General features: G+C 63.0%; 16 protein-coding genes. 8 read left to right on the forward strand and 8 right to left on the reverse strand.

Translation table 11 applies throughout. The annotated features are described in order from the left end of the window. Window positions 1-101 precede the first annotated feature (101 nt). Window positions 102-809 carry a uracil-DNA glycosylase gene (gene ung, locus ACSQ2Z_RS03690; protein WP_436079963.1) on the forward strand — a complete coding sequence of 236 codons (708 nt, stop codon included), beginning with the start codon at window positions 102-104 and terminating at the stop codon, window positions 807-809. Here the strand turns inward: ung and ACSQ2Z_RS03695 are convergent. From ACSQ2Z_RS03695 to ACSQ2Z_RS03705, 3 genes are all read right to left on the reverse strand, one after another. Next, window positions 794-1,702, reverse strand: coding sequence for a DMT family transporter (locus ACSQ2Z_RS03695; RefSeq protein WP_436079964.1), 909 nt, complete (start codon window positions 1,700-1,702; stop codon window positions 794-796). The two genes, ung and ACSQ2Z_RS03695, sit on opposite strands and share 16 nt — an antisense overlap. Window positions 1,703-1,827: 125 nt before the next feature. Further along, on the reverse strand, window positions 1,828-3,126 hold the full coding sequence (locus tag ACSQ2Z_RS03700) for an HlyD family type I secretion periplasmic adaptor subunit (RefSeq protein WP_436082968.1): 1,299 nt from the start codon (window positions 3,124-3,126) through the stop codon (window positions 1,828-1,830). 26 nt (window positions 3,127-3,152) lie between these two features. Further along, window positions 3,153-4,919 (reverse strand): type I secretion system permease/ATPase, encoded by a 1,767-nt coding sequence (locus tag ACSQ2Z_RS03705; RefSeq protein WP_436079965.1) that lies wholly within the window; start codon window positions 4,917-4,919, stop codon window positions 3,153-3,155. Window positions 4,920-5,272: 353 nt separating this feature from the next. Here ACSQ2Z_RS03705 and cobF point away from each other — a divergent pair, with 353 nt between their 5' ends. The 5 genes from cobF to ACSQ2Z_RS03730 all read left to right on the forward strand — a co-directional run bounded on the left by cobF (window position 5,273) and on the right by ACSQ2Z_RS03730 (window position 9,694). Beyond that, a complete protein-coding gene (gene cobF, locus ACSQ2Z_RS03710; protein WP_436079966.1) occupies window positions 5,273-6,043 on the forward strand; it encodes a precorrin-6A synthase (deacetylating) in 771 nt (256 codons plus the stop codon). A gap of 150 nt (window positions 6,044-6,193) precedes the next feature. After that, a complete protein-coding gene (gene cobG / locus ACSQ2Z_RS03715) occupies window positions 6,194-7,564 on the forward strand; it encodes a precorrin-3B synthase (RefSeq protein ID WP_436082969.1) in 1,371 nt (456 codons plus the stop codon). Between the two features lie 2 nt (window positions 7,565-7,566). After that, the gene (locus ACSQ2Z_RS03720; protein WP_113004303.1) at window positions 7,567-8,199 is read left to right on the forward strand and encodes a precorrin-8X methylmutase; all 633 of its coding nucleotides are present in this window, start codon (window positions 7,567-7,569) and stop codon (window positions 8,197-8,199) included. Continuing rightward, the gene (locus ACSQ2Z_RS03725; RefSeq protein ID WP_436079967.1) at window positions 8,196-8,933 is read left to right on the forward strand and encodes a precorrin-2 C(20)-methyltransferase; all 738 of its coding nucleotides are present in this window, start codon (window positions 8,196-8,198) and stop codon (window positions 8,931-8,933) included. The genes ACSQ2Z_RS03720 and ACSQ2Z_RS03725 overlap by 4 nt, the downstream gene beginning before the upstream one ends. Further along, window positions 8,930-9,694, forward strand: a complete 765-nt coding sequence (locus tag ACSQ2Z_RS03730; protein WP_436079968.1) for a precorrin-3B C(17)-methyltransferase — start codon at window positions 8,930-8,932, stop codon at window positions 9,692-9,694. Before ACSQ2Z_RS03725 ends, ACSQ2Z_RS03730 begins: the two co-directional genes overlap by 4 nt. Here ACSQ2Z_RS03730 and ACSQ2Z_RS03735 read toward each other — a convergent pair. Beyond that, window positions 9,658-10,428 carry a cobalt-precorrin-6A reductase gene (locus ACSQ2Z_RS03735; RefSeq protein ID WP_436079969.1) on the reverse strand — a complete coding sequence of 257 codons (771 nt, stop codon included), beginning with the start codon at window positions 10,426-10,428 and terminating at the stop codon, window positions 9,658-9,660. The two genes, ACSQ2Z_RS03730 and ACSQ2Z_RS03735, sit on opposite strands and share 37 nt — an antisense overlap. Here ACSQ2Z_RS03735 and cbiE point away from each other — a divergent pair. Beyond that, window positions 10,427-11,689 carry a precorrin-6y C5,15-methyltransferase (decarboxylating) subunit CbiE gene (gene cbiE, locus ACSQ2Z_RS03740; protein ID WP_436079970.1) on the forward strand — a complete coding sequence of 421 codons (1,263 nt, stop codon included), beginning with the start codon at window positions 10,427-10,429 and terminating at the stop codon, window positions 11,687-11,689. The genes ACSQ2Z_RS03735 and cbiE overlap by 2 nt on opposite strands. Continuing rightward, window positions 11,686-12,444, forward strand: coding sequence for a precorrin-4 C(11)-methyltransferase (gene cobM / locus ACSQ2Z_RS03745; RefSeq protein ID WP_436079971.1), 759 nt, complete (start codon window positions 11,686-11,688; stop codon window positions 12,442-12,444). Before cbiE ends, cobM begins: the two co-directional genes overlap by 4 nt. Before the next feature lie 12 nt (window positions 12,445-12,456). Here cobM and mnhG read toward each other — a convergent pair whose 3' ends face one another. From mnhG to ACSQ2Z_RS03765, 4 genes are read right to left on the reverse strand one after another with little or no spacing between them, the layout of a single operon-like run. Then, window positions 12,457-12,837, reverse strand: a complete 381-nt coding sequence (gene mnhG, locus ACSQ2Z_RS03750; RefSeq protein WP_436079972.1) for a monovalent cation/H(+) antiporter subunit G — start codon at window positions 12,835-12,837, stop codon at window positions 12,457-12,459. Then, complete coding sequence (locus tag ACSQ2Z_RS03755) at window positions 12,834-13,115, reverse strand: K+/H+ antiporter subunit F (RefSeq protein ID WP_436079973.1); 282 nt, start codon at window positions 13,113-13,115, stop codon at window positions 12,834-12,836. The genes mnhG and ACSQ2Z_RS03755 overlap by 4 nt, the downstream gene beginning before the upstream one ends. After that, a complete protein-coding gene (locus ACSQ2Z_RS03760) occupies window positions 13,112-13,600 on the reverse strand; it encodes a Na+/H+ antiporter subunit E (RefSeq protein ID WP_436079974.1) in 489 nt (162 codons plus the stop codon). Before ACSQ2Z_RS03760 ends, ACSQ2Z_RS03755 begins: the two co-directional genes overlap by 4 nt. A 3-nt stretch (window positions 13,601-13,603) precedes the next feature. Further along, on the reverse strand, window positions 13,604-15,220 hold the full coding sequence (locus ACSQ2Z_RS03765; protein WP_436079975.1) for a monovalent cation/H+ antiporter subunit D: 1,617 nt from the start codon (window positions 15,218-15,220) through the stop codon (window positions 13,604-13,606). Between the last annotated feature and the right edge of the window lie 6 nt (window positions 15,221-15,226).

Raw genomic sequence — 15,226 nt, forward strand, 5'->3', positions numbered from 1 at the left:
AACTCATTCGCCGTCCCGCCACGTTCACGCTTGCCATGGACCATTCCGGCATTACATTCGGCGGCGTCCGATGGACGGGAATGGAGAGGCCGGAAAACGCAATGGAATCGAATGTGACGCTCGAGAAAAGCTGGAAAGCGGTCTTGGCGCCGGAATTCTCCAGCCCATACATGGCCGAGCTGAAGGCATTCCTCCTTGAGGAACAACGCAACGGCAAACAGGTTTTCCCCGAGGGACCGGAGTACTTCCGTGCCTTGGAGCTGACGCCGCTCGAGAAGGTGCGGGTCGTCATTCTCGGGCAGGATCCCTATCATCGCGACGGGCAGGCGCACGGGCTTTCCTTCAGCGTCAAACCCGGTGTGCGGTTGCCGCCATCGCTGGTGAATATCTACAAGGAACTTGAGAGCGACCTCGGTATTGCCCCCGCCCGCCATGGTTTTCTCGAAAGCTGGGCGCGCCAGGGCGTGTTGTTGCTCAACAGCGTTTTGACGGTCGAGCGCGCAATGGCGGCGTCCCATCAGGGCAAGGGCTGGGAGCGATTCACCGATGCGATTATCCGGGCGATCAACGAGCAGCCCCATCCGGTCGTTTTCATCCTGTGGGGATCCCATGCACAGAAGAAGGCCGCCTTCGTCGATCAGTCGCGGCATCTCGTGATCCGCTCGCCGCACCCGTCGCCGCTGTCGGCGCATAACGGGTTCTTCGGCAGCAAGCCCTTTTCCAAGGCCAACGATTTCCTCGTCGCGAATGGGCGCGAGCCCATCGAATGGGCGCTGCCGGCCAATCCCGAGGTTCAACTCAGCGTCTGAGAGGACGGCGGCTGCGGCGATCTGGCCGTCCGCCGGGCAACGACGCTTTCGCGCCAGACGGTGAAAATCCCCGCGCAGACGACGATCACCGATCCGGCCATCACATTCAGCCCGATCGTTTCGCCGAAGATGACGACGCCGATGATCGAGGCGAAGACAAGCTGAAGGTAGGTGAGCGGCTGGACCTCGGCGGCATCGAGCAGTTCATAGGCCTTGATCAGGAAAAAGTGGCTGGTCGTTCCGGTGATGCAGAGCATCAGCATCCAGATCCAGTCCAGTGGTGCAAGTGTCGTCCAATAGAACGGACCTATGGCGGTGATCGCCACGGCACCGGCGACGCCCGTGTAGAAGAAGCTGGTCATCGCGGTATCGACGCGGCTGACCAGCCGCGTCGATATCACGTAGATCGCAAAGATCAGCGATGACGAGATCGGGATCAGAAGCTTGAGATCGACGCTGCCGCTACCCGGTTTCAGGATCAGCAGAACACCCAGCAAGCCGATGATGATCGCGGTCCAACGCCGCCAGCCGACACGCTCGCCGAGCAGCGGCATGGAGAGAAGGGCGACGAAAAGCGGCCCAGAGGAGAAGATCGCCTGCGAATGCGCAAGGCCGACCGTGGCAAACGAAAAGATGACGATGACGATCTGGAAAGCAAGCAGGACGCCACGGAAGATTTGCAGCGCCGGCCGCTTCGTTTTCACGGCCGCCGCGAGGCCGCCCCGTGACCTCGATGCCAGTGCGATCGCAAAGGCGGCGAAGGCCCAATAGCGGATCATCGTGATCAGGACGGGCGGATAGAGGCTGCCCAAATGCTTGGAAAGCGCATCCTGGATCGAGAAGATCGTGATCGCAAGCAGGACGAAGATGTAGCCGGTTCGCTTGGAAGTCATGAAAACGGTCTTACACTGGCGGCGCGGCGCCCGGCCACGTTATTTTTGCAGTGCAGCAAGGAATTTTCGGGCCGGCATTTCCGGCAACACGAGCAGCTTGGGCGCCGCTGGTGTTGCCGGGCAAATTATTCCTCGCGGAACGTGTGCTGCAGCTGTTCGGTCAGCGGTTTGGCGAGGTAGGATATCACGGTGCGGTCAGCGATCTTGATGAAGACCTCCGACGGCATGCCGGGATAGAGCGACAATCCCTTCAGCTTGGCGAGGCTGTCCGCCTTGGGCTTGATGCGCAGCGGGTAATAGGTGGCGCCGGTGCGCTGGTCGGTGACAACGTCCGGCGCGATGGTCACGACCTCCGCATTGACGATCGGCGTGGTACGCTGGTTGAAGGCGCTGAAGCGGATTTCAACCGGCTGCCCCAAGCGTATCTGGTCAATGTCGTGCGTGGCGATCTTGGCCTCGACCGTCAGACCGTCTGCGCCAGGCACGACGAGCATCAACACCTCACCGGGATTGATGACGCCGTTCACCGTATGCACGGCGAGCTGGTAGATCCGCCCGTCCAGCGGCGAGGTGATGTCGAGCCGCTTGAGCTGGTCCTGCGCGGCAATGCGGCGATCTTCATATTCGGCGATCTTGCCCTCGACGTCGGTCAATTCCTTGGCGTTTTCGGTGTGGCGGTCCTCGTCGAGCTGCAGAATCTGCAGGTCGATCTCACTGGATTTGCCGGCTGCTTGCGCCCGGGAGGCGATGCGCGCACCGCGGTCGCCTTCAAGTTGGGCGCGGTTGCGCTTGAGCTCGGTCAACCGCTGCATGGAGACCAGGCCCTGGCCATAGAGCTTGTCGAGACCTGATAGTTCCTCGCTGATCAGCTTCAGCGCATCCTCGATGGCAACCAGCTGAACCGTCAGCCCCTTGGTTTCATCGGCCAGCTGGCCCTTGCGCGATGCGAGCTGGCTTTTCATGCCGACAAGCGCGTTCTTGCGGCTGATGAAGAGCTTGCGCTCGCTTTCTTCGAGAAGGGCGGCAGGCGTGCTCGAGCCGGATGTGAGCGCGTTCAGGTCTTCCGGGATGGTGAATTCCTCGGCTCCGGTCTGTTCGGCCAGCAGGCGGGCGCGGCGGGCATAAAGCTGCGCCAGGGTGTTCTGCACGATCGACAGGTTGGCGCGAACGGTCGTGCCATCGAGCTTGATCAGGGGCTGCCCGGCCTTGACGCTATCGCCTTCCTTCACCAATACCTCGCCGACGATGCCGCCGGTCAGGTGCTGGATTTTCTTGACGTTGTTCTCGACCACGACGGTGCCGGAAGCCACGATCGCGCTCGACAGTTCGGTCGTTGCCGCCCATCCACCAACGCCGACGACGAGGGCAAGGGCGAGGATCGAGACGGCGGTCATGTGCCGGGCGAGCGAACGGCGGGAGTCCATCGGTTTTTTTTCCACGGAAATATCGGTCACGATGCGGACTCCTGTCCTTCACCCACGACTTTCAGCGTGGCGGGGCCGGCAATTTGCGGCTGGTGGTCTTGCCTGCGCAGGATCTGCGCAAGCACCTGGTCCTTCGGCCCGAAGGCCTGCATCCGTCCTTCGCTCATCATCAACACCATATCGGCGGCTGCAAGCGCGCTCGGCCGATGGGCGACGACGATGACGATGCCACCGCGGGCGCGCACGCTCATGATCGCCTGGGTGAGGGCCTGCTCGCCCTCGGCGTCGAGATTGGAGTTCGGTTCGTCGAGAACCACTAGGAAGGGGTCGCCGTAGAGCGCGCGTGCCAGCGCGATACGCTGGCGCTGGCCGGCGGAAAGCGCTGCGCCACTTTCGCCGATCTCGGTATCATAGCCGTTCGGCAGTTTCAGAATGAGATCGTGGATGCGCGCGGCGCGGGCGGCGGAAACGACGGCCCCGGGCGAAGCGTCGGCCGCAAACCGCGCAATGTTCTGTGCCACCGTGCCTGCGAACAGTTCGACATCCTGCGGCAGATAGCCGATATGGCGGCCAAGCCTGTCGGTATCCCACTGGTCGAGCGCTGCGCCGTCAAGCCGGACGGAGCCGCGATAGGATGGCCAGATACCGATCAGCGCGCGCGCGAGCGATGACTTGCCCGAAGCGCTTGGGCCGATGACGCCGAGCGCGCTGCCGGCCTTCACGCTGAAATTGACGTCGCCGAACGTCAGGCGCTGCGCCCCGGGCGGGCCGCCGGCAAGGTTTTCCGCGCTCAGTCGTTCCTTCGGCACCGGCAGTTCCAGCGGGGCGTCGCGTTCCGGCAGGGCGGTCAGCAGATCCTTCAGCCTTTGCCGGCTTTGCATTGCGGCAACGAAACTGCGCCAGTTGCCAATCGCCAGTTCGACCGGGGCAAGCGCGCGTGCCGTCAGGATTGAACCGGCGATGATGATGCCCGGAGAAGCCGAGCCCTCGATGACAAGAACGGCGCCGGTTGCCAGCACAGCGGACTGCAGCGCCATGCGGAACACCTTGGAGAGTGCGCCATAGCCATTGCCGACGTCAGAGGTTTCGCGGTTCTGTTCCCGGAAGCTGCTATTTCGAACGTCCCAGAGCTGCGACATGCGGCCTAGCATGCCCATGGCCTGCATGACCTCGGCATTACGCTGCGAGGACTGAGCGAAGGCGTTGCGCTGGTTGCCAGCCTCCGATGCTCTTTTGGAAGGCCCCTGGGTGCCGCGATTGGTGAGGAAGGTGAGCGTGATCAGGATAATCGAGCCGACGACTGCTACGATACCGATCCAGTAGTGGAACATGAAACAGATGGCGATATACAGCGGCAGCCAGGGCAGATCGAGGAAAGCGGCCGGGCCTGATCCCGAGAGGAACGAGCGGATCTGGTCGAAATCGCGCAATGCCTGCAGGCCGTCGCCTTGAGTGCGCAATTTCAACGGAGCCTGAACCATGGCACGATAGATGCGGCTGCTCATGGCTTCATCGAGCGCGCCGGCAATGCGCACGAACATGCGGCCCCGCACCATTTCGAATGCACCCTGGAAAGCATAGAGCAACAGAGCCAGCAAGCAGAGCGCGACGAGCGTCGGAACGCTCCTGCTCGGCAGGACCCGGTCATAGACCTCCAGCATGAAGAAGGAGCCCGTCAGGTAGAGAATATTGACGAGAGCACTTGCAACAAACACACCGGCGAAGGCCGTTTTGCAGTCGCGCAAGGCCAGGATCGGGTCTGCAATGCTCTGGATACTTTTCGAATGTTTCACCGTGGAAGTCCTCGCGAGACGCCTGCCGTCCCAATAGTTGCACCAATGTGCCATAATTTCTTTAAAGTCGCACGACCTGAGGTCTGTCGCTTGCGGAACATGCTTTTGCGCGGTCTTTTCCGGCTTTTTTGCGCTAAATATATGAATTTTTCGCGTTCTTTGTGGAGCTTGCTAGATATTGCCATAGTTTGCGCAGTGTTTCTCGAAAATATTTACTGTGTTTAAGCAGATACTTAAGCTGCAGTTCAGGTAGGTTCACGCGGCTGCTCGAATATTCCTGCCAGAAGCCGGGCCTTGCTTCAATCCGGCCAATCGGCCAAAGACGGGCACGCGGTAATGGCAAAGGCTTGGGCATGAAAAACGTTCTGATCGTGGGCATCGGCACCGGCAATCCGGAACATATGACCATTCAGGCGATCAACGCGCTGAACAGTGCCGACATTTTGTTCATCCCCACGAAGGGCGAAGCAAAGGCGCAGCTTGCCGATATTCGTCGCGATATCGTTTCGCGCTATGTCACGCGGCCGCAGATCCGCGTCGTCGAGTTCGCGGTCCCGGTCCGCCAGACGGCGGAGCGCTCCTACCACCAGAGTGTCGATCAGTGGCACGCAGCAATCGCCACGGCTTATGAACGGCTGCTGCTCGACGAACTGAAGGACGGAGAGACCGGCGCCTTTCTCGTCTGGGGCGATCCGATGCTCTATGACAGCACGATCCGCGTCATCGAGCGGGTGCGCGCCCTGGAAACCGTGACATTCGACTATTCGGTCATTCCAGGTATCACCAGCATCCAGGCGCTGGCCGCCAGCCACCGGATACCGCTCAATCTTGTCGGCAAGCCCGTGGAGATCACCACGGGACGCCGGCTTGCGGAGAGCTTTCCGGACAAAACCGGGACGGCAGTCGTCATGCTGGATGGCGAGCAGGCCTTTATGAAGATCGAGGATCCGGATGCGCAGATCTATTGGGGCGCCTATCTCGGCACGGCGCAGGAAATCGTCATCTCCGGCCGGCTCGACGAGGTACGGGACGATATTCTGAGAACCAGGGCCGAAGCCCGCGCACACAACGGCTGGATCATGGATATCTACCTCCTGCAAAAGGGCAAGGATTTCGAGGAATAGCGGCCGGTACGGTCGATCCCGCTATCCGCCGTGTCGCATGGCGACTGGTTTGCCCTCGTCGTAGAATGCTATATGGACGGATCGGAAGGCTCCCGGCGATCTGAAACAATGGGCCGCGCCTTCGAAATGGGAGAAGACCAGCCAACCGCGATGACGATCTGTGCTGCACCAGTTGAGAATCCGGCCGGACATCGATCCTCGATGCGCCGCGGCGCTTGCCCGTCGCTGATGACGCCGATGGTGACGGGCGACGGACTTCTCGTGCGCCTGCGCCCGGCAAAGCCTGGCTTTGCGCTGCGTGAGCTGCTCGCCTTGGCGGAGGCTGCCGAAGTCTGCGGAAACGGCATTCTGGAAGTCACGGCTCGCGGAAGCTTGCAGATCCGTGGGCTGAGAGCGGAGACAGTGTCGCTTCTTGCCGTGAAAATCGCCGAAGCCGGGATCGAAGTTGCCGAAGGCCTCGCGATCGAAACGCCGCCCCTCGCAGGGTTGGATATATCCGAAATCGTCAATCCGCTGCCTCTCGCTGCGCAATTGCGGACGACGGTTGCGGCATGTCAACCACGGCTTATCCTTGCGCCGAAATTGTCGATTACGGTTGACGGCGGCGGGCACCTGCATCTCGGTGGGGTAACCGCCGATATCCGCCTGCGCGCTGTCCGCGTCGATGGAAAAACGTCGTGGCTGCTGGCCCTTGCCGGAACGCTAGCGACATCAAGGCGGATCGCCTTGTTGGATGAGCCGGCTGTAGTCCCGGCTGTCATGGACATTCTGAAAGCGCTTGCCACGATCGGTGACAATGCCCGCGCGCGCGACATCGATGCCGCCATCCTGAAGGCCGGTTTAGTCTCGGTGGCGGATGTCGATGCCGTCGAGCCGGCGGAGCCCGCGCCCAATCCTGCGGGCATTCACGAGCTTGGCGCAGGCAGGAACGCCTTCGGTCTCGGTCTGGCATTCGGGCAAATCCGGTCGCAGGAGCTTCGAACATTCATCGAGGCGCTCGACGTTTTCGGTGCGACGGAAATTCGCCTGGCGCCCGATCACGCTTTGATGGTCTTGGGAATAGCCCCCGACCGGATTGCCGTCGCCCGGGCATTGGCAGTGGGCTATGGTCTCAAAGCGTTTCCGCTCGATCCGCGCAATCATATTGCCGCCTGCGCCGGTGCGGGCGCCTGTGCTTCCGCTTTGATCGATACGCGGGTTACGGCGCAAACGGTGATCGACGCTGCGCCGTCGCTTCTCGATGGCTCGCTGACCGTCCACGTCTCCGGCTGTACAAAAGGGTGCGCCAAACCGTCTGCGTCTGCGCTGACGATCACGGCTGCGCCAATAGGCTATGGCCTTGTCGTAAATGGTGCTGCCTCGACCGCGCCGAACGCCTACATCGAAGAGAAAACCATAAGATCCGCGATGGAACGCCTCGAGGCACTGGTGCGGCAGAGGAAACGGGCTGGCGAATCGGCACGGTCCTGCCTTACACGGCTCGGAGCGGAGGTCATCACCGCCGCGGTTCAACAGGGATAGAGATGCCTGAATACGATTACATCCGAGATGGCGACGCCATCTACGAGCGCTCCTTTGCCATTATCCGCAGCGAGGCCGATCTTTCCCGCTTTTCCGAAGAAGAGGCCGATCTCGCCGTTCGTATGGTGCATGCCTGCGGACTGGTGGAGGCCGCTCAATATTTCGAATTCGCCCCCGGTTTCGTGTCCGCTGCCCGCAATGCGCTCAAGAACGGCGCACCGGTCTTCTGCGACGCCTTCATGGTCGCCCACGGCATCACGCGCGCGCGCCTGCCGGCCGATAACGACGTGATCTGCACCCTTCGGGAGCCGCAGACCGCCGATATCGCCCGTGAGATCGGCAATACCCGCTCGGCGGCAGCCTTGAAGCTCTGGGTCGAGCGTCTGGCCGGCTCCGTCGTTGCCATCGGCAACGCGCCGACGGCCCTCTTCTATCTCCTGGAACTGTTGCGTGACGGCGCGCCGAAACCCGCGGCGATCATCGGCATGCCGGTCGGCTTCGTGGGTGCGGCGGAATCGAAGGATGCACTCGCTGAAAATTCCTATGGCGTTCCCTATGCCATCGTGCGCGGCCGCCTCGGCGGCAGCGCGATGACGGCGGCTGCCGTCAATTCGCTGGCGAGGCCCGGCCTGTGAGCGCGCTTTCTCCAGGCAGGCTGATCGGTGTCGGCACTGGTCCGGGCGATCCGGAGCTCCTCACCCTCAAGGCCGTCCGGGCGCTGGAAGCGGCCGATGTGCTCGCCTATTTCGCCAAGGAAGGGCGGCGTGGCAACGGCCGCGCAGTGGTCGAGGGGTTGCTGAAACCGGGTCTTACCGAACTGCCGCTCTATTATCCGGTGACGGTCGAGATCGACAAGGAACACGACGACTACAAGACCCAGATCACCGGCTTCTACGATGCCTCGGCCGCCGCTGTTGCCGAGCATCTGCAAGCCGGGCGCACCGTCGCGATCCTCAGCGAAGGCGATCCGATGTTCTATGGCTCCTACATGCACCTGCACGTGCGGCTGGCCGGGCGTTTTCCGGTGGAGGTCATTCCGGGCATCACCGCCATGTCCGGCTGCTGGTCGCTCGCCGGCCTGCCGATCGTACAGGGCGATGATGTCCTGTCCGTCCTTCCCGGTACCATGGCCGAGGCGCAGCTCGTTCGCCGTCTCGGCGATACGGAAGCCGCCGTGATCATGAAGGTCGGCCGCAACTTGCCGAAGATCCGCCGGGCACTCGCCGCAGCCGGCAAGCTCACCCAGGCGGTTTACGTCGAGCGCGGCACGATGGCCAATTCCGCCATGGTGCCGCTTGCCGAAAAGGCCGATGACGAGGCGCCCTATTTCTCGCTGGTGCTGGTGCCCGGCTGGAAGGATCGGCCATGAGCGGCACGCTTTATGTGATCGGCACCGGTCCCGGCGGCCCGCAGCAGATGACGCCGGAGGCGGTCGATGCCGTGTCGAAGTCGACGGATTTTTTCGGCTATGGCCCCTATCTCGACCGCCTGTCACTGCGACCGGATCAGAACCGCATCGCCTCTGACAATCGCGAGGAACTCGATCGCGCTCAGGCGGCACTTCGCCACGCGGCTGAAGGCGCCAATGTCTGCGTCGTCTCGGGCGGCGATCCCGGCGTCTTCGCCATGGCTGCGGCCATCTGCGAGGCGATCGACAAGGGGCCGGACGAATGGCGCGGCATCGATCTCGTCGTCACGCCCGGCGTCACCGCGATGCTCGCCGTCGCCGCCCGCATCGGTGCACCACTCGGCCATGATTTCTGCGCCATCTCGCTTTCCGACAATCTGAAACCGTGGGATGTTATCACGCGCCGGCTGAAGCTGGTGGCGGAGGCCGGTCTGGTGATCGCGCTCTACAATCCGATCAGCACGGCACGGCCCTGGCAGCTGGGCGAGGCCTTCGACATCCTGCGCACGGTGCTGCCCGCGGAAACGCCGGTGATCTTCGGACGGGCGGCCGGGCGCCCCGACGAGCGCATGCTGGTGATGCCGCTCGCAACCGCCGACGCGCAGAAGGCCGACATGGCGACCTGCGTCATCATCGGTTCGCCCGAAACGCGGATCATCCCGCGTCCGGACAAGCCGGATCTCGTCTACACGCCGCGGTTCATTTCCGGGGAGAAAAGGTGATCGACAAGGCCGAGCGCTTCCTCGACGGTACCCACGGTGCGGACATCGGCCGACTGCTGGCGCTCGACCATGATCACGTCGATGCCAAGCGCGCGCGCGGCCGCGATCTTGCCGTAGGTGGCCGAGCCGCCGCTATTCTTGGCGACGACAACCTCGATCTGGTTACCTATCAGAAGCTCTCGTTCTGCCTCTTCCTCGAACGGACCGGTCGAGAGCAGGTAGCTTGCGTGGGGAACGCGGAGCGATGGCGTGACGGGATCGACGCTGCGGATCAGGTAATGATGCTTGGGCGCGCTTTCGAAGTGGAAAGCCTCCTGCCGGCCGATGGCGAGGAAGACGCGTCTTGGCGGTTCGCCGAGCACCGCGGCTGCTTCGGCAACGGAGGCAACGCTGGTCCAGCGATCGCCGGCCTGCCGTTCCCAGTCGGGACGGCGCAGGGCGAAGATAGGAGTTCCGGTTTCCCTCGCTGCCATCGCCGCATTCTGCGAAATCCGCGCCGCGAAGGGATGCGTCGCGTCGATCAGGAGATCGAATTTTTCCGCGTTGAGAAATTCGCCAAGGCCGTCGCTGCCGCCAAACCCGCCGCTGCGCACGGGTACCGGCTGGGCCATGGGCTCCGCCGTTCGTCCGGCCAGAGAAAGCAGCAGATCGCAGTCCGCGCGATCCGCCAGGGCAGCCGCCAGTTGCCGCGCTTCCGTGGTGCCGCCGAGAATCAGGATGCGGTGTTTGCTCATGTCTGACGCTCAGTCCCTGTCTTCCGGAAAAAATGCGCCCTGGCTGACGATCATCGGCCTCGGCGAAGATGGTTTAGCGGGTCTCGGCGACGGGGCCAAGCGGTGGATCGCCAGCGCATCGGTCGTCTTCGGCGGGGCGCGTCACCTGGAACTGGCCGGGCCACTGGTGCATGGCGAGCGCCATGTGTGGCTGAGCCCGTTCGAACGTTCCATGGAGGCCGCCGTGGCGCTTCGGGGAACGCCGGTCGTGGTGCTCGCCTCCGGTGATCCGTTCTTCTTCGGCGTCGGCGTCACGCTCGCCCGGCATATCGATCCCACCGAGATGCGGGTGCTGCCGGCGCCATCCTCCTTCAGTCTCGCCGCCTCGCGCCTCGGCTGGGCGCTCCAGGACGCGGCGGCGGTTTCCCTGCATGGCCGGCCCGTCGATCTGATCCGGCCGTATCTGCAGCCCGGCGCCCATGTTCTTGCGCTGACCTCGGACGAGCAAGGCCCGGCAGCGCTGGCCGCGTTGCTCGCCGGCAGCGGTTTTGGCCGATCCAGATTGACCGTGCTCGAGGCCTTGGGTGGCGTGCATGAGCGGGTTACCTCGCAGATTGCTTCCGAATTTTCTTTGAGCGGCATCAACCCGCTGAACATCTGCGCCGTCGAGGTCGTGGCGGGTGAAGGCGCGCGTGTCCTGCCGCTGACGAAGGGGCTTGATGATGGCTTGTTCGAGCATGACGGCCAGATCACCAAACGCGAAATCCGCGCGTTGACCCTGTCGGCGCTGGCGCCGCGCCGTGGCGAATTGCTCTGGGACATCGGGGCCGGCTCCGGGTCGATCGGTATCGAGTGGATGCTCTCCGACCAGGTTATGAAGGCAATCGCGGTTGAAGGCTCGGCCGAACGTGCGGAACGCATCAAGCGAAATGCGGCAAGCTTTGGAGTGCCGGGCCTTATCGTCGTTCAGGGCACGGCTCCTGCGGCGTTGAAAGGATTGCCAGGTCCGGACGCGATCTTTATCGGCGGCGGGGGCAGCGAAGACGGTGTCATGGATGCGGCGCTCGCAGCCTTGAAGCCCGGCGGCCGCATGGTCGCAAATGCCGTCACGACACAGATGGAAGCCGTGCTTCTGGAACGCCACGCCCGGCTGGGCGGCTCGCTCATCCGCATCGATATCGCCCGCGCTTCGCCGGTGGGAGCGATGACAGGCTGGCGCCCGGCCATGCCGGTGACGCAATGGTCGTGGGTGAAGCCGGAATTTCAAGAGGAATCAGCATGACAGTTCATTTCATCGGCGCTGGCCCCGGTGCCGCAGACCTGATTACCGTTCGCGGTCGCGATCTGATCGCCCGTTGCCCGGTTTGCCTCTATGCCGGCTCGATCGTTTCGCCGGACTTGCTGCAATACTGCCCGAAGGACGCCCGTATCGTCGATACCGCGCCAATGTCGCTCGATGAGATCGAGGCCGAATACGTGAAGGCGGCCGAGGCCGGCCATGATGTTGCGCGCCTGCATTCCGGCGATCTCTCGGTCTGGAGCGCGGTTGCCGAGCAGATCCGGCGGCTGGAGAAACACGGGCTCGACTACACGATGACCCCCGGGGTTCCGGCGTTTGCGGCTGCGGCCGCCACCCTTGGCCGGGAGCTCACCATTCCCGCCGTTGCCCAGAGCCTTGTATTGACCCGTGTTTCCGGCCGCGCCTCGCCGATGCCGAACGCGGAGACGCTGGCCGGATTCGGTGCGACAGGTGCGACGCTGGCGATCCATCTGGCGATCCATGCGCTGCCGCAGGTGGTCGAGGAACTGACGCCGCTTTACGGCGCCGACTGCCCGGTTGCCATCGTCGTCAAGGCGTCCTGGCCGGACGAACGGGTGGTGCGGGGCACGCTTGGCAATATCGAAGCCAAGGTTGCCGCGGAGCCCATTGAGCGCACGGCCCTGATCTTTGTCGGCCGGACGCTGGAAGCCAGCGGCTTTCGCGAGAGTTCCCTCTATGATGCCGCCTACCAGCGCCGCTTCCGCGGCCGCGAATAGTCTTCTTTGCGATCAGATATCGATCGCGGACAGATCCGGCTCCGGACCCGTCTTCTTGCGCGGCACGTCTGTACTGCCCTCGATGCGATCGCGATAGAGCGCTGCCTGCCCGAGTAGCATCAGCGTCACCGGCGTCGTCAGGATGACGAAGATGACGATCAGGACCTCATGGAAAATCCAGCGGTTCTGCAGCACTGCAAAGGCGATCATCGAGGCGAGGCAGATCAGGATGGTGCCGGCGCTGGAGCCGAGCGTCGGCGCGTGCAGGCGGCCGTAGAAGGTCTTCAGCCTGATCAGTCCGATCGAGCCGGTCAGGGTGATCGCTGAACCAGCGAGAATCAGGAGGCAGACCGGGATCGCCGCCCAGACCGGAAGGTCGGTCAAATGGCTCATTCGATCACCTCGCCGCGCATCAGGAATTTGGCAAAGGCGATCGTGGAGACGAAGCCGAGCAGGGCGATGATCAGGGCCGCTTCGAAATAGATCGAATTGGCGGTGCGGATGCCGAATGTCAGCAGAAGCAGCATGGCGTTGATATAGAGCGCATCGAGACCGAGAATGCGATCCTGCGCGCGCGGACCGCGGACGATGCGATAAAGGCCGCAGCCCATCGCCAGGCCGAGCAATATCTGAGAGATGAGAATCGACCAGATGATGAAGAGTTCGTTCATTCGAAGATCTCCTTCAGCGGGGCTTCGTAGCGGCGTCTGATCAGCTCTGCCCAGCGCTCGCCGTTTTCGAGATCGAGGACGTGGATCATGAGAACGCCGGTCTGCCGGTCGAATTCCAGCCAAGCCGTCCCGGGCGTTGCCGTCAGGATGCAGCCGAGCAGTGCCAGCGCATTGTCGTCACGCAGGCTGAGGTCGATCGCCACGAAACCGGAATTCACCGGACGGTTTCCGCGGCGCAGGATTACTCCCATGACGGCCAGATTGGAGCGCAGCACGTCGATGGCGACGTGGTCGATGAGGACGGCAATGCGGCGAAATTTTCGCAGCCGGGTCTTGTCCGGTTGCAGGTTGACCATGATCCAGGCCCACGAAATGCCGAGCGTGCTGCCGAGCAGGATATGTCCGGTCGAAAGAGACTGGTTGATCAGAAGCCAGAGAGCGAGAAGCGACAGCGTGAGCAGCGGATAGGGGAACCAGTAGCGCATGGCTCATTCCCCTCCCTTTGGCCCGGCACGCGGCGCCGACATCACCCGGCCGATGTAGTTTTGCGGTTCGGACAACGCCTTGGCGGTGGCATCCATGTAGCGCATCGCCGAGCCGGCCTGCAGGCTCAGGAAGGTGCAGACCGCCAGAAGCATGAGGACAGGGGCGATCTCGATCAGGAAGACGCGCGGAATGGTGCCTTCGATCGAGGTCCAGAAGGTGCGGATACCGACGCGGTTCATCGCGATCATCGCCGCGAGACCGGAAAGGATGAGCAGCGCAGTATAGGTCCATTCCGCTCCAGAAACAGCGGCGTCACCGCCGAGGCTGCCGGGATTGAACACGCCATGCAGCATCGCGAACTTCGCAAGGAAACCGGAGAGCGGCGGCAGCCCCGAAAGCAGGACGGCGCAGGCGGAAAAGCAAAGGCCGAGGACAGCCATCGTGCCAGGCACGGCAACGCCGACCTCCTTTTCTTCCTCGTTCTCGTCGATGTCGCCATAGGCTTCCATGGTGACGGCCAGAACGTCGGCGCCGGCGTCACGGGCGCGCTCCACCAGTTCGATCAGGAGGAAAAAGGCGCAGATTGTCAGCGTCGAACTGACGAGATAGAACAGCGCGCCGCCGATGACGGCGCCATTGCCGAGCCCGATGGCCGCCATCAGCGTGCCGGAGGAAACCAGCACGCAATAACCCGCCAGCCTGCCCATCGCCTGCGAGGCAAGGACGCCGATCGCGCCGAAACCGATGGTCAGCAGGCCTCCGTAGAGCAGGATCGGTTGTCCGAAACCGGCGGAATTGCCGGCGTCGCTGCCGAACAGCAGCAGGGAAAGCCGCAGGAGGATATAGACGCCGATCTTGGTGAGGATCGCAAAGATCGCGGCGACCGGAGGCGTTGCCGCCGAATAGGCTGCGGGCAGCCAGAAGCCGAGCGGCCACATGCCGGCCTTGACGAGGAAGGCTATGCCGAGAAGGGCAGCCCCCGCCTCCATCAGTATCCGGTTTTCCTGTCCGATCGTTCCGATCCGCAGCGCAAGGTCGGCCATGTTGAGCGTGCCGGTCGCACCATAGATCATGCTGACGCCGATCAGGAACAGCGAAGAGGCGGCAAGGTTGACGGCGATGTAGTGCAGCCCGGCTTTGACGCGCATCGGCCCTGAGCCGTGCAGCAACAGGCCATAGGAGGCGGCCAACATCATTTCGAAGAAAACGAACAGGTTGAAAAGGTCGCCGGTGAGGAAGGCGCCGTTCAACCCCGCCAGCATGAGTTGGAACAGCGAATGGAAGTGGTGGCCCATCCGATGCCACTTCGCCATCGAGAACACCTGTGTCGCGAGCGCCAGAACCGATGTCAGCACCAGCATTAGCGCCGAGAGCCGGTCGAGCACGAGGACAATACCGAAGGGCGCCGGCCAGTTGCCGAGCAGGTAGACGCTTGCGCCGTCCTGGGAAGTGGCGGCGGCCCGCATGAGAACGACGCCGGCAAGAAAGATCAGCATGGTCGAGGCGAAGCCCAGGATACCCTTTGCCGTGCGATTGCGCTCGTCGACAGGGATCAAGATGGCTGCGGTCACCAGCGGCAAGAGGATCGGCAGGACGATCAGGTGGTGGAGCCAGTTCACGCCGCG

This window comes from Pararhizobium sp. LjRoot235 (genome assembly GCF_964254145.1).
In the GTDB taxonomy this organism is placed as follows: Bacteria; Pseudomonadota; Alphaproteobacteria; order Rhizobiales; family Rhizobiaceae; genus Pararhizobium.